The 20021-nt window shown below is 34.8% G+C and carries 18 protein-coding genes; 9 read left to right on the plus strand and 9 right to left on the minus strand.

Annotated elements, in window-relative coordinates:
- Positions 1-117: 117 nt before the first annotated feature.
- The 3 genes from HJ01_RS08935 to yajC all read left to right on the plus strand — a co-directional run bounded on the left by HJ01_RS08935 (position 118) and on the right by yajC (position 2636).
- Entirely contained in the window at positions 118-1224 is a 1107-nt protein-coding gene (locus HJ01_RS08935; protein WP_007138049.1) for a Glu/Leu/Phe/Val family dehydrogenase, read from the plus strand.
- A 200-nt stretch (positions 1225-1424) separates the two neighbouring features.
- Positions 1425-2336 carry a transcription antitermination factor NusB gene (gene nusB / locus HJ01_RS08940; protein WP_007138050.1) on the plus strand — a complete coding sequence of 304 codons (912 nt, stop codon included), beginning with the start codon at positions 1425-1427 and terminating at the stop codon, positions 2334-2336.
- 27 nt (positions 2337-2363) lie between these two features.
- Positions 2364-2636, plus strand: a complete 273-nt coding sequence (yajC, locus tag HJ01_RS08945) for a preprotein translocase subunit YajC (RefSeq protein ID WP_007138051.1) — start codon at positions 2364-2366, stop codon at positions 2634-2636.
- A 79-nt stretch (positions 2637-2715) separates the two neighbouring features.
- Here yajC and HJ01_RS08950 read toward each other — a convergent pair whose 3' ends face one another.
- The 5 genes from HJ01_RS08950 to HJ01_RS08975 form a co-directional block, all read right to left on the minus strand.
- Positions 2716-3153, minus strand: coding sequence for a hypothetical protein (locus HJ01_RS08950; RefSeq protein WP_007138052.1), 438 nt, complete (start codon positions 3151-3153; stop codon positions 2716-2718).
- Positions 3154-3359: 206 nt separating this feature from the next.
- Positions 3360-3947, minus strand: a complete 588-nt coding sequence (locus HJ01_RS08955; RefSeq protein WP_007138053.1) for a YdeI/OmpD-associated family protein — start codon at positions 3945-3947, stop codon at positions 3360-3362.
- A 1-nt stretch (position 3948) separates the two neighbouring features.
- Positions 3949-5226, minus strand: coding sequence for a peptidase T (gene pepT / locus HJ01_RS08960; protein WP_007138054.1), 1278 nt, complete (start codon positions 5224-5226; stop codon positions 3949-3951).
- 265 nt (positions 5227-5491) lie between these two features.
- Positions 5492-6490 (minus strand): SRPBCC domain-containing protein, encoded by a 999-nt coding sequence (locus HJ01_RS17825; RefSeq protein ID WP_007138055.1) that lies wholly within the window; start codon positions 6488-6490, stop codon positions 5492-5494.
- 328 nt (positions 6491-6818) lie between these two features.
- Positions 6819-7367 (minus strand): histidine phosphatase family protein, encoded by a 549-nt coding sequence (locus tag HJ01_RS08975; RefSeq protein WP_007138056.1) that lies wholly within the window; start codon positions 7365-7367, stop codon positions 6819-6821.
- A 255-nt stretch (positions 7368-7622) separates the two neighbouring features.
- Between HJ01_RS08975 and HJ01_RS08980 the strand changes: the two genes are divergently transcribed.
- From HJ01_RS08980 to guaB, 5 genes are all read left to right on the plus strand, one after another.
- Positions 7623-8645 carry a quinone-dependent dihydroorotate dehydrogenase gene (locus HJ01_RS08980; protein WP_040473820.1) on the plus strand — a complete coding sequence of 341 codons (1023 nt, stop codon included), beginning with the start codon at positions 7623-7625 and terminating at the stop codon, positions 8643-8645.
- Positions 8646-8906: 261 nt separating this feature from the next.
- Complete coding sequence (locus tag HJ01_RS08985) at positions 8907-9770, plus strand: hydroxymethylglutaryl-CoA lyase (protein ID WP_007138059.1); 864 nt, start codon at positions 8907-8909, stop codon at positions 9768-9770.
- 106 nt (positions 9771-9876) lie between these two features.
- Positions 9877-10428 carry a hypothetical protein gene (locus HJ01_RS08990; protein WP_007138060.1) on the plus strand — a complete coding sequence of 184 codons (552 nt, stop codon included), beginning with the start codon at positions 9877-9879 and terminating at the stop codon, positions 10426-10428.
- Entirely contained in the window at positions 10425-11819 is a 1395-nt protein-coding gene (locus HJ01_RS08995; RefSeq protein WP_007138061.1) for a DUF5723 family protein, read from the plus strand. Before HJ01_RS08990 ends, HJ01_RS08995 begins: the two co-directional genes overlap by 4 nt.
- A gap of 324 nt (positions 11820-12143) precedes the next feature.
- A complete protein-coding gene (gene guaB, locus HJ01_RS09000; protein ID WP_007138062.1) occupies positions 12144-13616 on the plus strand; it encodes an IMP dehydrogenase in 1473 nt (490 codons plus the stop codon).
- 61 nt (positions 13617-13677) lie between these two features.
- On the opposite strand, the gene HJ01_RS09005 is transcribed toward guaB, so the two are convergent.
- The 3 genes from HJ01_RS09005 to HJ01_RS09015 form a co-directional block, all read right to left on the minus strand.
- A complete protein-coding gene (locus tag HJ01_RS09005; RefSeq protein WP_007138063.1) occupies positions 13678-15915 on the minus strand; it encodes a cation:proton antiporter in 2238 nt (745 codons plus the stop codon).
- A gap of 231 nt (positions 15916-16146) precedes the next feature.
- The gene (gene purB / locus HJ01_RS09010) at positions 16147-17493 is read right to left on the minus strand and encodes an adenylosuccinate lyase (protein ID WP_007138064.1); all 1347 of its coding nucleotides are present in this window, start codon (positions 17491-17493) and stop codon (positions 16147-16149) included.
- A 67-nt stretch (positions 17494-17560) separates the two neighbouring features.
- Positions 17561-18253: an SIR2 family NAD-dependent protein deacylase gene (locus HJ01_RS09015; protein ID WP_040473892.1), complete on the minus strand. Its 693-nt coding sequence runs from the start codon at positions 18251-18253 to the stop codon at positions 17561-17563.
- A 242-nt stretch (positions 18254-18495) separates the two neighbouring features.
- Between HJ01_RS09015 and HJ01_RS09020 the strand changes: the two genes are divergently transcribed.
- Complete coding sequence (locus HJ01_RS09020; RefSeq protein ID WP_007138066.1) at positions 18496-19158, plus strand: TrmH family RNA methyltransferase; 663 nt, start codon at positions 18496-18498, stop codon at positions 19156-19158.
- A 220-nt stretch (positions 19159-19378) separates the two neighbouring features.
- Here HJ01_RS09020 and HJ01_RS09025 read toward each other — a convergent pair whose 3' ends face one another.
- On the minus strand, positions 19379-19891 hold the full coding sequence (locus tag HJ01_RS09025; RefSeq protein ID WP_007138067.1) for a hypothetical protein: 513 nt from the start codon (positions 19889-19891) through the stop codon (positions 19379-19381).
- Between the last annotated feature and the right edge of the window lie 130 nt (positions 19892-20021).

The following is a 20021-nucleotide window of genomic DNA, read 5'->3' on the forward strand; positions in this document are numbered from 1 at the left end:
TCAGTATTGTCAAATAAGTAATTTTAATTAAAAATATTGACAGATCTGTATTTTTTATGTAATTTTGATTTGTCTTTTTGACAAATTCATAATTTCACCATTATAAAAATTAACGATATGAATGCAGCTTTCACAACAGGAAAGGAACTTCAAAAAATGGATCCCGTATTTGGACAATTATCATTTGATGATCACGAACAGATTATTTTTTGCAACGACAAAGATACGGGTTTAAAAGCAATTATTGGTATTCATAATTCGGTTATGGGTCCTGCCTTAGGAGGAACAAGGATGTTTAATTATGCTACTGAATGGGATGCCTTAAATGATGTATTGCGTCTTTCGCGCGGAATGACCTATAAAGCAGCGATTACGGGATTAAACATTGGCGGTGGGAAAGCCGTAATTTGGGGCGATGCCAAAACTCAAAAAACACCTGAATTGATGCGTAAGTTTGGTGAATTTGTACATTCATTAAGCGGAAGATACATTACAGCTGAAGATGTTGGAATGGAAACTAGCGATATGGATATCGTAAGAGATGTAACTCCATATGTTACCGGAATTTCTGAATCTAGAGGTGGAGCTGGAAATCCATCACCTATTACTGCTTATGGAGTGTACATGGGGATGAAGGCCGCAGCAAAACATCAATTTGGCTCAGAGGTGCTTACTGGTAAAAAAGTCTTGGTTCAAGGGATTGGTCATGTTGGGGAGACTTTAGTAGATTATTTAACTAAAGAAGGAGCTCTGGTAACGATCGCTGATATCAATGAAGAAAAATTGTATGAAGTAGGTTCTAAATATAATGCTCAAATATTCACTGGAGAAGATTTATATACTGCAGATGTTGATATTTATGCGCCTTGTGCAATGGGAGCGACTCTTAATGACAATACAGTTCATAAAATAAAAGCAAAGGTGATTGCTGGTGCAGCTAACAATCAACTGGCAAACGAAGATATTCACGGTGCTATTTTACAGGAACGTGGTATTCTCTATGCGCCTGATTTCTTGATTAACGCTGGTGGTATTATCAATGTTTATGCTGAATTAGCACATTATGGCAAAGATGAAATAATGAGTAAAACAGAGAATATTTACAATACGACTTTAGAAATAATTGAATATGCTGTTGCAAAAGGGATAACTACGCACCAAGCGGCGCTTACTATTGCTCAAAACAGAATCGATGAAAGAAGAATAGAAAACAATAAAAAATAGTATTCAGGATGCAGTTTTTAGTGTTCAGTTGTAGGGTACTACTGAATACTAAAAGCTGATCACTGACCATTGATCATTGAATACTTTCAAAATAAGCAATTATATATTTTATTTTCAAGGATGAAATTCTTATTTTTGCAAAATAATTTAACAAAAGTTCTTACAAGGTGGTAAATAGAAGACACATACGCGTTAAAGTCATGCAATCCATTTATGCGATGCATCAAAACGGTTCTGATAACTTAGAGAAAGAAGAAAAATTTCTTTTTTATAGTATCGACAATATTCAAGATTTATACCTTACAATGATTTCCTCTCTGTTGGAAATTTGTAAAAAAGAAACAGTATTTCTTCATAAATCAAGTCTTAAGCATCTTGCAACTCCTGAAGAACGCAAACCCAACGAAAAGTTTATTAAAAATAGTATTTTTCAAATTCTTGCTGAAAACAATTCTCTAAGCATCGCTATGGAGAGTCGTAAAATGGATGCTTGGACTTTGAATGACGATTATATTTCGTTGTTATTAAATGCTATAAAAGCTAGTACGTTGTATACTGATTACATGAGTAATCCAGTAAGTTCCTTTGAAGAGGACAGAAAACTTATTGCCGATTTGTTTGTAGAAGTAATCGTGCCTAACGAAAAGCTTTACGAATTTTTGGAAGACGATAAACTGACTTGGATTGATGATATTCCATTGGTAAACACCCATATCATTAAGCAATTAAAGGCTATGAAACCTATCATGGATGATGATTTCACTGTTCCTAAAGTGTACAAGGATAGCGAAGACAAGGCTTTCGTTAAAGAATTGTTTAGAAAAACAGTTTTGAACGAACCTGAATTAGCAAAGGAATTTGTTGACAAAACACCAAATTGGGATAGCGATAGAATTGCTGAAGTAGATACCATTATTTTAAAAATGGCTATTTGCGAACTTTTGAAATTCCCTTCAATTCCTGTTAAAGTAACTTTAAACGAATATTTAGAACTTGCCAAAGAGTATTCTACACCAAAAAGTAGTATTTTTATCAACGGTATTTTAGATAATTTAGTTAAAGAGCTGGAAGCCAATAAAAAAATGATTAAGACCGGTCGCGGATTAATGTAATAATAAATAAAAAAAGAATAAAAAATTATGGAACAATTAACTCAATTTGCCCCTTTCTTATTAATGTTTGTAGTAATCTATTTCTTTATGATTAGACCACAACAGAAAAAAGCGAAAAGTGAAAAAGAATTTGAAAGCACTTTAAAAGTGGGTGATAAGATCGTTACTAAAAGTGGTCTTCATGGAAAAGTTTCTGAGCTTGCTGATACTACTGTTGTTATCGAAACAATGGCAGGAAAATTAAAAATGGAGCGTTCTGCAATTTCTATGGAAATGAGTGCTGCTGTAGTGAAAAAATAATATTTTTTAAGCTTATAAAAAAGTCCCATTCGGAATCAAATTCTGAATGGGACTTTTTTTTGTAATTAAAGAATAGAAATCATTTTTTACTTTTTGCTTTTTTCTTAGTTTTTTTAGATTTAGCCTTGGCTTTTTTATCTTTCAGTTTCGATTTTAATTTCGCTTTCTTGGCTTTGTTTTTTTTTGCTTTCTTAGCTTTTGCTTTTTTAGCTTTTGCTTTTTGTTTTGTTATTTCCTTAACAATCATTTTTTTTAATTTCCCCTTCTCTTGTTCCTTGGATTTCTTCAGCTGCTTTTTTTCCTTTTTCTGTTCGTCGTTGTTGTCTTGCGGAACGGAGTCCTTCTGAATTTCAATTGGTTTTTTCTCTGCCGCTGCTTCTTTGATGGGTTTAGCAATGGCATCAGCTTTTGGGATTTTAACCGCTGGCTTTTTAGTTCTAGCAGGTGCTTCTTTTTTGTTGGTAGCCGAAGCTACTGGAGTTACTGGAGTTTTTACCTCTTCTTTTTTTTCGTCCATGATTGTATATTTGGTTTATCGTTAATATTTAGAACCTTTTTATTATAATCGAAATGGATTGATAAAGAAGGCCATAGTAAATATAGTGAATAAAGAAATAGGATACTGTTAAGCTTTTGCCTAGCCATTTATAGGTGTAGATTGTGAAATAAGTAAATTCTACGACGTTCTAAAGCTTAAAAAGTCCCATTTTCATGGGACTTTTATCATTTGTATTTATCATTCAAGCCTATGTTTTGCATAATCATTGGCTTGATTTTATCTATTCGGGAAAGTTTGGTTTGCTCCCTTTTTGCATCTTCAATATATTCCTGAAATTCCCTTTGCTTTGAGGATGGTAATTGCCTAAAAGCTTTCGCCAAAGAAGGATTACAGTCTAATTCCTGTTGCAACAGTGCTGAAACTACAGCTTCCTTTTTCGCGGTTTTAATTGCTTTTCCCGATTTCTCATTGGCGATAGCTTCATGAATGTAAGCTAACATGTTGTTTTCATCAACGTCGTCTTTGTGAGAGAAACGCCATTGCCGTAAGGATTTGGTAACTCCTTCTTGAGCATTTAGTAAAACATTTTGTTTGTCTTCAAGAGATACACCGTTAAAGAACCAAACCGTGAAATAAGTTTTAAATACACCAATACCCAATACATTTTTTCCATCTAAAACATAAACTGCGGCACCCCATTTTATAGTTTCTATAAGCTTGGTTTTGGCAATAATGGCTTTCAGAAGATGTAACTCTTCTACCCAGTCATTATTTTTATCCCAAACCTTTTTTTTAGCTTTTGATGGCTCCAAATTATTTTGTTTTTTTAGTTTTAGGTTGCTCTAATCCAAAATTAGGCATTGAAGTCAGTTCAGCAATTTTCACAATCACCTCTACTGCTTTCTGCATGCTTTCTACAGGAACATACTCATATTTTCCATGAAAATTATGTCCACCTGCAAAAATATTTGGGCATGGCAATCCTTTATATGATAATTGACAACCATCAGTTCCACCACGGATTGGTTTTATTAAAGGCTTGACGTTGACCTCTTTCATCGCTTTTTCAGCGATATCCACAATATACTTTACTGGTACCACTTTTTCTTTCATATTGTAGTACTGATCATTAATTTCAGCAACTACAATATCTTCTCCAAATTGTTTTGCAAACTTCTTGTTGATTTTATTAGCAATCTTCTCAATTAATTCCTTACGTTTTTCAAATTTTTTCTTGCTATGATCTCTGATTATTAGTTCTAAAACACTTTCTTCTATGCCGCCTGTAAGATGGTTTACGTGAAAGAAACCTTCGTAACCTCTAGTCTCCTGCGGCGTTTCGCCTTTTGGCAAAGCATTGATGAAATCATTGGCAATCAAAATGGAATTGATCATTTTACCTTTGGCATAACCAGGATGCACACTTTTACCTTTGAAAGTAATTTTGGCTCCAGCCGCATTAAAATTTTCATATTCTAATTCTCCTACCTGACTTCCATCCATCGTGTAAGCCCAATCAGCGCCAAATTTCTCCACGTCAAAATGATGTGCTCCACGACCAATCTCTTCATCTGGTGTAAAACCAACTCTGATTTTACCGTGTTTGATTTCAGGATTATTGATCAAGAATTCCATTGCGGTCATAATTTCGGTAATTCCTGCTTTGTCATCTGCGCCCAGTAAGGTTGTACCATCGGTCGTAATCAAAGTTTGCCCTTTGTAAAGCAATAAATCTTTGAAATAACTGGGTGATAATATGATGTTTTGTTCGACGTTAAGTATAATGTCTTTTCCGTCGTAATTAGGAATGATTTGCGGTTTTACATTGGCCCCTGTAAAGTCAGGAGTAGTGTCAAAATGAGAAACAAAACCAATAGTAGGTACTTCATGGACCACATTACTTGGTAAAGTTGCCATTATATACGATTTGTCATCTATTGTGACGTCTTGCATCCCGATGGCTTTTAATTCCTCAACTAATTTATTGGCAAGGTCCCATTGTTTTGCAGTACTTGGTGTCGTTTCAGAGTTTGCGTCAGATTCCGTATCAATAGTTACATAGCTGATGAAACGGTCAATTATATGTTGCATAAATTTTTTTTATAGTGAAAAGCAAAGATACTGTTTATTTGAAATTTGTCCTCTTTTTAAGGGGTAACATGTATTGTACTTTGTTATACTTGTATTAAAGCTGGTTTTATGGGAGATGTGAATTTCTATCTGTAGATTTGCGCTGTGGATTGACTATTTTAACATAAAATCTTTGATTTCACAAGTATTTTATTCCGTCGATTATCGAAATTCATTCAATTTTAAAAGACATTGGGCACTTAATTTGTTGCAAACGGATAATCAATTATTTTTTTGACAAAAGAGAATCGAGTCTTTCGTAACTTTCCTCAATGTCCCTTTCCATGCCGGACTGCAACATAAAATCGCGATCTTCAATAGATGAGAATGTCATCTGATAAGTTAGTTTTGTCCTTTGTTTTGATAGTTTGTCAAATCGTATTTTTTCCAAAAATACATGACCTCTTTCTGGAAAGCGATCGTATTCAAAAGTCGAGACAATGAACTCTGGTGCCGAAACTTCGTGGAAGAATCCATGAAAGGAATATTTGTTACCGTCACTGTCTTTGGAAACATACCGCCATTTACCACCACTTCTTGGTTCAAAAGTTTTGAGGTTTGTTTTGAGATAGCGTGGGCCAAGCCATTGAATATAAATTTCAGGATCTACATGCGAATTAAAGACGACTTCTCGTGGAGCATCAAACTCTCTTATGATAAATAGTTCTTGTACTCCTGGAACCGCTATGGCCTTCATTTTTGGGTTAACTTCTAGCCGATCAGCAATAAGCATTTTTTCGAGTTTGTCAAAGGACTCATTCCAGCTCATTTTTGTGATCTCTTCCATTTTTCCCGTTGGAACGCCAATATGAGAAAGTGACATTTTGGTTCCGTCTCCAAATTCTTCAAACGTAACACTTACTTGCAATTCTACGGGAAGTTCTTCCATGCCATAATGTATTGCGGATACTACATTTCCCTTTTCATCAGAAAAGGAGTCGGAATATACAATTCGCTTCATAGGGTCGATTTCTTTGTAAATACCAGTACTCCAGAAGTCTCTTCCGTCACGTGACAACATACAGTTTAAATATTTACCTCCAACTTTAAAATCAATTTTACAAAAAGGGCAGCTAAAATGGTTGGGTCCCCACCATTTTATGAAAATTTCAGAGTCTGTCCAAGCTTTCCAAACATGTTCTCGGGATGCATCAAAGATCCTTGAAATGAAGAGTTCTTGCTTGCTGTTTTTATCCTTAGTTGTTGAATGAATTTGCTTTTCCATTTTAAAGTTATTTTAGATTAGTAATTCTGTTTTTTGATAGCTTAAAGTTACTTATCATTTTTGTAAATAACTGTTAATAAATTGTTTATCTGTTACAGGGCTAATTATTTTATAATTTATCTCTTTTTTTGTTTCGAGTAAAAAAGAACTAGACGGCTAGCTAAGGAGCGATAGCACGAAAATTAAAAAGGACTGGAGGTTCTTAAGCTAGCCAAACGGTACAATTGTAACAAAAAATCCGATTTCATTATGTACATAATGAAATCGGATTTTTAAATTTATGAGATTTGCTTTCTTTTCTGAAAATCGAATAACTGTTTGTATAATCTTATTTTGCCTGCATCATTTGTTCTCCTTCTGAATTAGAGTTGATTTCACCGTAATGCATCAAGTTGACATCCGACGTTCCATCAGTCCCGATAATAAGTTGAAATAAATAATCATACTCTTGATCAGAAATAGCTGTAATGGGTCTTTTTCCGCCCAAAGCTTCAATCATTTCTAAAACTGTATTTGAATGTCCTACGATTAAGGCATTTTTGCCTTTGTTGTCTTTTAAAATGGCCTCAACCTCCGTTTTAAGTTTTTTCAAATCATAGATTTTGATTTCCTTTCTTTGCTTTTTGGCTAGTGGCGTTGCTGTGGCGGTAGTACGCTTGTAATTGGTACTGTAAATGTTATTTAATTCAATTTTATTAAAAGCTTTTGCTAAAGCAATGGCTCTGTTTTCGCCATTTTCGGTAAGCATAGGATCTTTGTTGCTTGGGTCATCAGTCACTTTTTCTGCATGACGTACTAAATAAAACGTAGTTGGTGAATTGCTTTGTGCTGTTGCAGTAAGGGAAATGAAGAATAATATAAATAATATGTTTTTCATGGGTTGGTTACTTTAAATAGTTAGTTTTTTCAATCAAATCTGAAATTGAATAGTAATAGATTTTGACAACTGTTTTTATTTGCTGCGCTGCTAATTTATATATAAATCTAATGTGTAGAAGTGTTTTTAAAATCAATTGTTCTAGTTTTCGAATGTATAATAGAATCTTAATACGTAAAGCTTTGTAAAATTAGCGCACAAACATTTAATTATCGGCTAGATAGTTCTATTTTTGCACCACACAACAAAACCTATATGTATAAACTTCTGATACGTCCGATATTTTTTTGGTTTGATCCAGAGAAAGTCCACTATTTTACTTTTTCTTTAATCCGTTTTACGTCTAAGATCCCAGGATTTTCTTCCATTTACAAATCACTTTATTTGGTTGATGACAAACGATTGGAAACAGAAGTGTTTGGCTTGAAATTTAAAAACCCTGTTGGTCTTGCCGCTGGTTTTGATAAGGATGCCAAGTTGTATAAGGAATTGTCCAACTTTGGTTTTGGATTTATAGAAATAGGAACTTTGACGCCAAAAGGGCAGCAGGGAAATCCGAAAAAGCGACTGTTCCGTTTGAAAGAAGATTCGGCAATTATAAACCGAATGGGGTTTAACAATGGCGGTGTTCTAGAAGCGGTAGAAAGATTAAAATCAAACTATGGCGTACTTATAGGTGGGAATATTGGTAAAAACAAATTAACGCCAAATGAAGAAGCGACATCGGATTACGAAATCTGCTTTGATGCTTTGTATGATTATGTTGATTATTTTGTGGTAAATGTAAGTTCACCAAATACGCCTAATCTTCGTGCACTACAAGATAAAGAACCGTTGACACAATTGTTACAAACTTTGCAAAACAAGAATTTGGCAAAGCCAAAACAAAAGCCAATCCTTTTAAAAATCGCACCTGATTTGACGGATGAGCAATTATTAGATATTATTGAAATTGTAAAGGAAACTCAAATTGCAGGGGTGATTGCTACAAATACAACTATTTCGAGAGAAGGCTTGCAGTCTGATAATAAAACTGAAATGGGTGGTTTGTCAGGGAAGCCTTTGACAAAACGTTCTACTGAGGTCATTCGGTTTTTATCTGAAAAAAGCAACAAAGCATTTCCAATCATCGGAGTGGGAGGGATTCATTCTGCTGAGGATGCTATCGAAAAATTAGATGCTGGAGCCAGTTTAGTGCAATTGTATACTGGGTTTATCTACGAAGGTCCTGCTTTGGTGAAAGCCATCAATAAAAAGATTTTAGAGCGATTGAAATAATTATGTTTTTCGTTTTTTTTTGTACAAAACAAACTTGAAACGGCAGCTAGAAATTATTTTCTGGCTGTCGTTTTTTTTGTGGAAACACTTTTTTACAAAAAAGAACCTTCTGAATACTGATAATAATCTACTACCAAATTATGTAATGCGCATGATTATGACTATAAAACCTGATTTGTTGTAAAAAAACACCGTTTTTTTAACAAACTTTATATCGTGTACTCTTTGCTAGTATGCCAGTTTTATTATCTTTGAAAACCTATGGAGCCAATAAAAATTATAGAATGTCCCAGAGATGCCATGCAAGGCATGAAACCATTTATACCTACCGAAAGGAAGGTGGCTTACATTCAATCTTTGTTGAGAGTAGGCTTTGATTCAATTGACTTTGGAAGCTTTGTTTCTCCCAAAGCAATTCCGCAAATGCAGGACACCGCAGCCGTTTTGGCACAACTGGATTTGTCACAAACAACTAGTAAATTATTAGCGATTATTGCCAATACTAGAGGAGCAGAAATGGCTGCTAAGCATGCTGAAATTCAATATTTAGGTTTTCCTTTTTCGATTTCTGAGAATTTTCAAATGCGAAACACTCATAAAACCATAGCGGAATCTTTAGTTACATTACAGGAGATTCTTGAAGTTGCAGACAAAAGCAATAAAGAAGTGGTTGCTTATTTGTCAATGGGCTTTGGAAATCCCTACGGAGATCCATGGAACGTAGAAATAGTTGGTGATTGGACCGAGAGATTATCTAATATGGGAGTCAAGATTCTGTCCCTTTCGGATACCGTAGGTAGTTCCACTCCAGAGGTGATTAGCTATTTGTTTTCGAATCTAATTCCGCAATATCCAGAAATTGAGTTTGGAGCCCATTTGCATACAACGCCAGATAAATGGTTCGAGAAAATTGATGCTGCCTATAAAGCAGGTTGTCGTCGTTATGATGGCGCTATTCAGGGATTTGGTGGATGTCCAATGGCTAAGGATGACTTGACAGGTAATATGCCTACGGAGAAATTACTGTCTTATTTTACAGCTAACAAAGAAGACACAAACTTGAATCCACTCAGTTTTGAAAGTGCTTACAACGAGGCTTCTAAATTGTTTGGGGAATTTCATTAGGAAGAAATACTCCTTGTCCCAGTATAAAAAAAGAAGTAGGAAAATAATATATACGCAGTTGAAGCGTTCTTGATTGATAACCTACTGTTGACAATATAATTTTATAATGAAAGCATACCTTATAAATCGATTTTTTGGAATTCTCATCCTGGCATTATTTTCTTTTTCATGTAGTAGTGATCTGGATTTTAATCAAGCTAATGACCTCAAATTAGAACCTGTTTTTATTACCAATTTAAGCTATTTTGATATTCCGGCAAATGATTTTGTTGACAATGGAACGGAGCAGAATATTTCTTTTGATGCACAGGATTTTGATGTTTTTCGGGATTCATTTTTACGTGAGAATTTAAGAAGAGCTGATTTTTCCTTTGAAATCACTAATACTATAAATAGGGCATACTCTTTTGATCTAAATCTGATTGATCAAAATGATGCTGTCATATATACGATCCGTATGAATATTCCTGCTTCTACTGGTACTGCCGTTATTAGAAATAAAACTGAGATTTTCGAAAATGCCAAACTTGATTTGCTAAAAGCTTCTAGACGAATGGAATTCGTGCTTGTTATGGCTCCTGGCCCAGCATTAAGTGAGAATAGCTTGGGAAGCTTGAAATTACGATCAAGTGCAACCGTTTATTTAGTGGTAGAATGAGAAAAGCATACTTAATTCTGCTGCTATTGATATCGATTAGTTGCTTCTCACAAAACAAACAAATTTTATATAATTTTACCTCAGTTCCTCAGTCTTTGACAACTAACCCTGGAGCTGACTTTAAGTACAACTATTATTTTGGCGTTCCTTTACTTTCTGGAGTTTCATTAAATGTGGGTTCAACGGGGTTTTCAACCTATGACCTTTTTGCAAATGACGGTGTCAATTTTAATTCAAAATTGCGCAATGTCCTATCATCGACTTCCAGAAAAGATAAAGTCACTATAAACGAACAAATTGAATTGTTTACAGGAGGTTTTAAGGTTGGAGACTGGCAAGACCATGGCTATGTTTCTTTTGGAATGTATCAGGAATTTGATTTCTTGTCTTATATGCCAAAAGACTTAGCAATACTCGCTCTCGACGGAAACAAACATCAGATAGGTAAAGTATTCAATTTTGCAGATTTGAACCTAAAAACAGAAATGCTTTCGGTGCTGCACTTTGGCTATAATAAAAATATAAGGGAAAACCTTATTGTTGGAGCCAGAGCAAAGATTTACTCCAGTATTTTTAATGCGACTTCAACTAATAATTCGGGATATATTTACACAGTTCCGGGGACAACCACGGCTTATGAGCAGGTTATTTATTCAAATGCGCAGCTTAATACCTCTGGGATTTCCTCGTATATAGAGGAGAATAGTGATATTGATGCTGCTAGTGATATACAGAGAAAAACCTTTTTGGGAGGTAATCTGGGTCTGGGTTTTGATTTGGGTTTTACCTATTATCCCAAAAAAAACATCCAAATTACAGCTAGTATTTTGGACGTTGGTTTTATAAAACATTCCAAAGAAGTGGAGAGCTTTACTTATAAAGGACTTTATAAATACGAAGGGATAAATCCTAGTTTTAATGGCGTTGATGACCCTAGAAGTATCTATCAAGAATTTAAAGATGCCATTCCATTAGACACAATATATACCAAATACACCACTTGGAGACCCACCAAAATCAATGCTTCATATCAGTATTCATTTGATGATTCCCGTGGAGCTGACTGTAACTGTATCAATAACGATACACCCTACAAAAATGCAGTGGGAGCACAATTGTTTGTGATGACTGCGCCAAGAGCACCCATTATGGCTTTGACAGGCTATTATAGAAGAAATGTCTTCGACAATTTGCAGATGAAAGCGACTTATACAGTAGATTCCTACTCCTTCACTAATATTGGTTTGGGATTATCCACTAATGTAGGGAAGTTTAATATGTATGTTCTGGCAGACAATCTTTTGGAATATCGGGATATTTCAAAAGCCAATAGTCTTTCCTTTCAATTCGGCTTTAATTTTATTTTTAAGGATAATAATGAACCTTTTTAATTAAGATTTTTTTTAGGAGCTAATCCAGCGATTCGTTTCAAGCACTTCATAAAAACAACATTTTTATATAGTTTTAAAAGAGCTTCCTGCGGTCGCTTTTTAAAACTGATAAACAGAGTTGTTTTATTTTAAGTGGCTTTGCACTGCTCTCTGTACTAGGGCAGTTGTTTTTTAACAATAATGTAGTTATTCTTTAATAGTAACCCAGTGAAACAACTAGTATAATTGTTTATAACAATGACTAATTTTTATTCATGTCTATTTTTCAAAAATAAATCAAAATAATTTGCTATATTTGCACGCAATTCAACTACAAATTGCAACATGATAGCACACAACTCAAAGATTATCGGTGAAGGTTTAACTTACGATGATGTATTATTAGTTCCCAACTACTCGAATGTGCTTCCTCGCGAAGTGAGTATCCAATCAAAATTTTCAAGAAATATAACGCTTAACGTTCCTATAGTATCCGCTGCTATGGATACCGTTACTGAAAGTGCTATGGCAATTGCTATCGCTCAAGAAGGAGGAATAGGTGTTCTACATAAAAACATGACTATCGAGCAACAAGCTGCCAAAGTCCGTAAAGTAAAACGTGCAGAGTCAGGAATGATTATCGATCCAGTTACATTGCCTTTAACTTCTACAGTGGCAGACGCTAAAAATGCGATGAAAGAATACGGAATTGGAGGTATTCCTATCGTTGATGAAAATCAAAAATTAAAAGGAATTGTTACCAATAGAGATTTACGTTTCGAAAAAAACAATGCTAGAGCAATCATTGAGGTGATGACTAAAGAAAATTTAGTTACCGTTGCCGAAGGAACTTCACTAGAACAAGCGGAAGTAGTTTTACAAGGTCATAAAATTGAGAAACTTCCAGTAGTAAATAAAGACTATAAATTAGTTGGATTAATTACCTTTAGAGATATTACTAAATTAACCCAAAAACCAATTGCCAACAAAGACGTTTATGGACGTTTACGTGTTGCAGCTGCAATTGGAGTTACTGGTGACGCTCTAGAAAGAGCAGAAGCTTTAGTAAACGCTGGAGTTGATGCTATTATTATTGATACAGCTCACGGACATACTCAAGGTGTCGTAAACACACTAAAACAAGTAAAAGGTAAATTTCCTCAAATCGATGTTATCGTTGGAAACATTGCAACTCCAGAAGCAGCTAAATTTCTAGTAGAAAATGGTGCTGATGGGGTAAAAGTAGGAATAGGACCAGGTTCAATTTGTACAACTCGTATTGTAGCCGGTGTAGGTTTTCCTCAGTTTTCTGCAGTATTAGAAGTTGCCGCAGCTTTAAAAGGAACTGGAGTTCCCGTAATCGCTGATGGTGGAATTCGTTACACAGGTGATATTCCTAAAGCAATTGCAGCAGGTGCTGATTGCGTAATGCTAGGATCACTTCTTGCTGGAACTAAAGAATCTCCGGGAGAGACTATTATTTTCGAAGGTAGAAAATTCAAATCATACCGCGGAATGGGTTCTGTTGAAGCAATGGAAACGGGTTCTAAAGACCGTTACTTTCAAGATGTTGAAGATGATGTAAAGAAACTAGTTCCTGAAGGAATTGTAGGTCGTGTTCCTTACAAAGGAGAATTGAACGAAAGTATGTTACAATTCATTGGTGGTCTTCGCGCCGGAATGGGATACTGTGGGGCAAAAGACATTCCTACTCTACAAGAAACAGGACGTTTTATTCGTATCACTGCAAGTGGAATAAACGAAAGTCATCCACATAATGTTACTATTACTAAAGAATCTCCAAATTATTCAAGATAATTTAAGACAATAGCTCATATTAAAAAAGGCAAAAGTGATTCACTTTTGCCTTTTTTTCTTTTTATTCTTTAAACAATTCATTCATTAATTTATTATTACCTACGATCCATAAAATATCATCTTTTTGGAGAACAATACTAGATTCGGGATTCAGGAATCGTTGTCCATTACGTTCAATACCTACCAGAAGACCATTAGTTCGTTCCCTTAATTTTGATTGACCTACACTTACTCCAATAAATTCGGGGTTGTTAAGTTCTATTTGTTTTAATACGAGATCGTTGCTGGTTTTTTTAGGAACTTTAATTTCATTCGAGGATAAATAAGTAGAAAATTGTTCTACTTGTTCGTCAGTTCCAATTACACAAATTTCGTCTCCTGGAAACAAACGTTCTAATTTATTGGGTATTTGAATGGTTAATTCACCCCGTTTTATAAAGGCAATATTTATTCCTAAATCTTCTCTAACCTGAAGTTCACGAAGTGTTTTCCCCGCTAAACTAGACTCTTTGGCAATCTCAAAAGTAGACATATGTCCGTCCCACGGTGTCAAATTAGCATGACGACGGTCGACTTTCTTGGTCTCTCTATGGTTGAGGTTTTTTAGGAAATGATTTTCAATTTTGTGATACTGAGTATGCAATTTTTTTGGAAAAAAGAAATAAGTCGTTATAGCCACCACTAAGGCAAAAAATGCAATTATAGGGGAGAAGAAAATATTCAAAAGAAACCCAATATAAAATAAAGCAAGCCCCATCCTAAAGAAAATCATCATTAATATTGGACCTCTATATTTACGTTCTTTATACAAGGCATCCACTTGCTCAACTGCAACACGGCGTAGGGCTAGCGCCCATAAAAAAGGCGAAATAACAATAATTGTAATCAAAGCTGCGATAGCATTACCAAATTTGGAGTTCTCCACTAAGGGTAATATAAAGTTGGCTGACAACAGAATAATCGATGTAATGATTATAGTGTTTAAAACAATCTGGATCAAATAAGCACGTATTGCAATTTGCCATGTACTAACGGAGCGAATTGCTTGAGCATTTGTACTATATCGAGCTATTTTTTTAACCCATTTTTTAGGTAGTTTTCGTTCTAGTAGTTCTGAAAATGGAACGGCCATTTTTACCATAAAAGGAGTCGTAAAAGTAGTAATGGCAGATACCGCAACAACAATAGGATATAAAAAGTCACTCGTCACGTTCATTGACATTCCAAGAGTCGCTATGATAAAAGAAAATTCTCCAATTTGAGACAAACTCATTCCTGTTTGTACCGCCTGTTTTAAAGGTTGTCCAGATATAAGCGCACCAATAGTAGAACTGATGGACTGCCCAAAGATGGTTATGAAAGTTAAAATCAGTACTGGCACCGCATGCTCATATAGCATAACTGGATCGATAAGCATTCCCACAGACACAAAGAAAATCGCTCCAAATAAGTCTTTTACTGGTTTGACTAAATGCTCAATATGTTCCGCTTGCGTTGTCTCTGCGATAATAGATCCCATAATAAAAGCGCCTAAAGCAGGTGAGAAACCAACGTCTGAAGCTAAAATAACCATCATCAAACAAAGGGCAAGTGAGATAATCAACAGCATTTCATCTGTTAATAAAGGTTTTGCTTTTTTTAATAAGGATGGTATAAAGAAGATACCACCCATGAACCAGGCTGTCAAGAAAAAGATAAGTTTCAAAATCGACATTAATAGCTCTGTTCCTGAAAATTGCTGACTTACTGCGACAGTAGAGAGCAATACCATCATCAAAATGGCAACGATGTCTTGAACGATGAGCGAACCAATAACTATTCCGGCAAATTTCTTGGCCTTAACTCCCAGTTCGTCAAAGGTTTTTAAAATGATCGTTGTAGATGAAATAGAAAGTATAACCCCGAGAAAAATGGAATCCATTTGACTCCAGCCCATCCATTTACCAGCCAGAAAACCGACTAAAACCATCGTTATGATTTGGGTGACGGCAGTAATGGAGGCGGTACCTCCAACCCGCATCAATTTTTTAAAACTGAACTCCAGACCCAAACTGAACAGTAAGATGATAACTCCTATTTCTGCCCAAACCTCTACACTTTTGATATCTTTTACTGATGGAAAAAAATCGAAATGTGTCCCTGCCAGAAATCCCGCAATTAGATACCCTAGTACTAAAGGCTGTTTTAGTTTTTTAAATATTAAAACGGCAATACCGGCGGTCATAAGGATTAGTCCTAGATCACTGATTAATGGTTCTAAATGTGTTGTAGTTTCTGCTACTGTTGCTGCGACACTCATATTTTATTTTTGTAGCTATTCCAGTTTTGTATTGCAAAACGGGGCTAGTAAGATTTAGTTATGTATTTAAAATTTGTTTCAAAAAGCGTATTTAATTAAAGGGCTTAAAAAAAGCTATCGATAAAGATAGCTTTTTTTGTAGATTTTCAATTGATAACCGTTTATATGAGTTCACTTTTGCTAAATTCAAAAAAAGGCTAACATAGAATTTACTTTTTTTTAATTTAACTTCTAGATTCCCAAGAAATTACTTGGAGTGATTTGCATTAACTCTGCTCTTACTTCTTCTGAAACTTCTAAAGTGGCAATAAAACCATGAATTGCTTTTTTATCAATTGCTTCATTGGTTCTTGTTAATCCTTTCAATGCCTCGTAAGGGTTTGGATATGCTTCACGTCTTAATATCGTTTGAATAGCCTCAGCAACAACTGCCCAGTTTTTCTCTAGATCTTCGTGGAACTTAGACTCATTCAATAATAATTTGTTCAATCCTTTTAAAGTAGCTTCAAAAGCGATTATTGTATGTCCAATTGGCACACCTACATTTCTTAAAACAGTACTGTCAGTTAAATCACGTTGCAATCTTGATAACGGTAATTTAGCCGAAAGATGTTCGAAAATAGCATTTGCTATACCTAAATTCCCTTCTGAGTTTTCAAAGTCAATAGGGTTCACTTTATGCGGCATTGCTGAAGATCCTATTTCTCCCGCTTTGATTTTTTGTTTGAAATATTCCATTGAAACGTACGTCCATATATCTCTATCTAAATCAATGATAATGGTATTGATTCTTTTCAATGCATCAAAAAAGGCAGCAAAATGATCGTAATGCTCAATTTGTGTTGTTGGGAAAGAGTGGTGTAAACCTAAAATATCCTCAACAAAGTTTCCGCCAAATTTTTTCCAGTCAATTTGTGGATAAGCCACATGATGTGCATTGTAGTTTCCTGTTGCTCCACCAAATTTGGCTGCAAAAGGAATATTGAATAACAAACGCATCTGCTCTTCTAATCGTTCCACAAAAACACCAATTTCTTTACCTAAACGAGTAGGAGATGCGGGTTGTCCGTGTGTTCTTGCTAACATTGGGATATCTTTCCATTCTACACTTAAATCTTTCAATTTTGAAGTTAAAGTGATCAATGAAGGCATATATACTTTTTCGAAAGCCTCTTTTGTAGAAAGTGGAATCGCTGTATTGTTTATATCTTGTGAAGTCAACCCAAAATGGATGAATTCTTTGTATTGTGATAGTCCTAATTTTTCAAAAGCGTCTTTGATGAAGTATTCAACCGCTTTAACATCGTGATTGGTTACTTTCTCCGTTTCTTTGATCCAAAGCGCATCTTCAGTTGAGAAGTTCTTGTAAATGTTACGTAAACTTTCGAATAAATCTGGGTTTACACCTTTAAGTTGTGGCAAAGGAATCTCGCACAAAGCAATGAAATATTCGATTTCAACTAATACGCGGTATTTGATTAATGCTTCTTCAGAAAAAAAAGGAGCTAAAGAAAGAGTCTTGTTTCTATATCTTCCGTCAATTGGAGAAATAGCATTCAATTCGTTTAAAGTAGTCATTGTTGTGTTATTTGTTCGAAAGCCACAAATATAAACCTTTAGAAGCAATTTCGAAAAGGATTGTTTTTTAAATAAACCGAAGAAGCTCCTTTTTTAATAGTTTCATTCCTTCAGATGCCACTTCTGGAAAAACTTGCAACGGATTTCTGAGATTTGGGATCTTAATTGGTTTCGGGTCGATGTAATAGATGGGAGTTTTAGAATTGGTAAAATCAATCAATCCTGCCGCAGGATAAACTTGAAGTGAAGTTCCAATAACTGCAAAATAATCCGCAGTTTCAGTAAGGGAAATTGCCTCATCCAGTGCTGGGACTTCTTCGCCAAACCAAACAATATGAGGACGTAATTGATTTTGATCAGTATCAAAGTCACCAAAATTCAAATCTTCTTTCCAATCTAGAATAAAATTTGGGTTGACTGTACTTCTGACTTTCAGTAATTCGCCGTGCAAATGCAGAACATTAGTACTTCCGGCACGTTCATGTAAATCATCCACATTTTGAGTTATTATTTGTACTTCAAAATGAGACTCTAATTCCGCTAGAATCTGATGACCTAAGTTTGGGTTTACTTCCTTGAGCTGTTTTCTCCTTTGATTATAGAAATCCATTACCAAAGCGGGGTTTTTATACCATCCTTCTGGCGTGGCGACATCCAATACATTATGACCTTCCCAAAGTCCATCACTGTCGCGAAAAGTTTTTATACCACTTTCGGCACTAATACCAGCACCCGTTAAAACCACTAATTTCTTTTTCATCATTATTATGTTGTTTTGTCACTAATCTACAAATTTACTATAAATCCGTTTTCAAACTGCCGTTAAATGAAATTGTAAAAAAAAATGGACGCAGATGATTCGGATTTAAACGGATTGTCGCAGATTTTTAATCCTTTAAAAAAATAAATCTGTGGATCCGTGGCTGTAGTTCTTTAACTAATAAATTTGTGAATTAGCGGTAGATTTTTCTTTTTTACTATTTTTGCCAAAAAAGCTTCACAATGATTGATGTTGATTACCTTAATTTCCTTGAAAACATTCTAACAGACAACCGAAAAGAGAAATTCCTAAAAGTATTAGAAAACAGAACCAATCATTTTACTATTGCTGTCGAAGATATTTTTCAGATGCACAATACAAGTGCAGTGATGCGCAGTTGTGAAGTTTTCGGAATTCAAGAACTCAATGTCATTGAGCAACGCTACGGAAAAAGTATCGATAAGGAAATTGCTATGGGAGCCCAGAAATGGGTCGATATCAACACCTATGATAGTATTACGGACTGTGTAGATACTTTAAAAAATAAAGGCTACCAAATCATCGCTACAACACCTCATGATACTGATTGCTTGATGGATGATTTTGATATAACAAAACCAAGTGCTTTGTTCTTTGGGACAGAGAGAGACGGATTGTCTGAAGAAATTTTACTGCGTGCCGATGGTTTTCTTAAAATTCCTATGGTAGGATTTACAGAGAGTTTGAATATTTCAGTTTCCGCAGCTATTATCATTCAAAATTTAACTAACAGATTACGTAACTCTGATATCGATTGGCATTTATCCGAAGAGGAAATTTTAATCAAGCGCCTGGCTTGGGCCAAAAACTCTATAAAAGATATCAAACGAATTGAAGCGCGCTATTTTGAGGAAAATCCAAGGTAGTGTAACTGCTTGTGCCTCTGAGAGTAGAAATTTTGCCATCGTTTAAGTCTTTGCTAGTAAGGACTTTTGCACAATGTGGCAAAAGCAATCACATTCAGTGCTTGTGACTTTGGGCCAAGATTACAAATTCGTGTACCCGAGTTTTTGTGCTGCAAAAAAAGGTATGCAAAGTACTGTTTGTCTTATGTAAGGATGAGTACATACAGCTATGAGCAGTCACTTATTGTTTGTTTTCTTCGTGGATTACTAATTTTAAAGAATTAATATAATCTGTATCAAATTCTATAACTCTTATTTTATTTAGTTTAAAATTCATTTCACCTTCAAATTTTCCTTCTGGTCCTAAAAAATCGATTATCAATTCTTTTTCATTTAGTTCTAGAAGTCTACCAAGATAAACTGCCTTGTCAGATTTTTTTGCAATTTGAAAAATTTCATGCCTCATTGCCAGAAAATTTATAATTGAAGGCAAATCTGTAAGAGGAATAATTTCTTCAGCACTTGTTTTTAAACCCTTAAGCTTAATTACTCTCTCTGTGAATTCATAATCTTCATCTTGAATAATCGACTTTACATTTTTATTTTTCAAAATGGTGTAGCCATCAATGATAAAATCAAATGGATTGTTTTTTAGCAAGATCCAATCTTCGGTCCAGTCAATTAAAAAACCAGTAAAGACTTCTTTCTTATCTTCAAATACTATTGATATTAATTGGCGCAAATATTTTTCCATGATGTTTTTTAGTTTCGAGAACAATTTGCTGTCACTTTTAGCGCAGGTCTAGCAATTTGCGGGTTTTAAAAACGAGTACTTTCGTTTAAACGAAAATACAAAATAAATCGTCTTGGTCACGATAAATAAT

Source organism: Flavobacterium frigoris PS1, from assembly GCF_000252125.1.
Classification (GTDB): Bacteria; Bacteroidota; Bacteroidia; order Flavobacteriales; family Flavobacteriaceae; genus Flavobacterium; species Flavobacterium frigoris_A.

Excerpts from the sequence above, each read along its gene's own strand:
- guaB (WP_007138062.1), top strand. The coding sequence starts at position 12,144 with ATGATAGCACACAACTCAAAGATTATCGGTGAAGGTTTAACTTACGAT.
- purB (WP_007138064.1), bottom strand. The coding sequence starts at position 17,493 with ATGACTACTTTAAACGAATTGAATGCTATTTCTCCAATTGACGGAAGA.
- HJ01_RS17825 (WP_007138055.1), bottom strand. The coding sequence starts at position 6,490 with ATGGAAAAGCAAATTCATTCAACAACTAAGGATAAAAACAGCAAGCAA.
- HJ01_RS09015 (WP_040473892.1), bottom strand. The coding sequence starts at position 18,253 with ATGAAAAAGAAATTAGTGGTTTTAACGGGTGCTGGTATTAGTGCCGAA.
- pepT (WP_007138054.1), bottom strand. The coding sequence starts at position 5,226 with ATGCAACATATAATTGACCGTTTCATCAGCTATGTAACTATTGATACG.
- nusB (WP_007138050.1), top strand. The coding sequence starts at position 1,425 with ATGCAATCCATTTATGCGATGCATCAAAACGGTTCTGATAACTTAGAG.
- HJ01_RS08950 (WP_007138052.1), bottom strand. The coding sequence starts at position 3,153 with ATGGACGAAAAAAAAGAAGAGGTAAAAACTCCAGTAACTCCAGTAGCT.
- HJ01_RS08975 (WP_007138056.1), bottom strand. The coding sequence starts at position 7,367 with ATGAAAAACATATTATTTATATTATTCTTCATTTCCCTTACTGCAACA.
- HJ01_RS08935 (WP_007138049.1), top strand. The coding sequence starts at position 118 with ATGAATGCAGCTTTCACAACAGGAAAGGAACTTCAAAAAATGGATCCC.
- HJ01_RS08990 (WP_007138060.1), top strand. The coding sequence starts at position 9,877 with ATGAAAGCATACCTTATAAATCGATTTTTTGGAATTCTCATCCTGGCA.
- HJ01_RS09005 (WP_007138063.1), bottom strand. The coding sequence starts at position 15,915 with ATGAGTGTCGCAGCAACAGTAGCAGAAACTACAACACATTTAGAACCA.
- HJ01_RS09025 (WP_007138067.1), bottom strand. The coding sequence starts at position 19,891 with ATGGAAAAATATTTGCGCCAATTAATATCAATAGTATTTGAAGATAAG.
- HJ01_RS08980 (WP_040473820.1), top strand. The coding sequence starts at position 7,623 with ATGTATAAACTTCTGATACGTCCGATATTTTTTTGGTTTGATCCAGAG.
- yajC (WP_007138051.1), top strand. The coding sequence starts at position 2,364 with ATGGAACAATTAACTCAATTTGCCCCTTTCTTATTAATGTTTGTAGTA.
- HJ01_RS09020 (WP_007138066.1), top strand. The coding sequence starts at position 18,496 with ATGATTGATGTTGATTACCTTAATTTCCTTGAAAACATTCTAACAGAC.
- HJ01_RS08985 (WP_007138059.1), top strand. The coding sequence starts at position 8,907 with ATGGAGCCAATAAAAATTATAGAATGTCCCAGAGATGCCATGCAAGGC.
- HJ01_RS08995 (WP_007138061.1), top strand. The coding sequence starts at position 10,425 with ATGAGAAAAGCATACTTAATTCTGCTGCTATTGATATCGATTAGTTGC.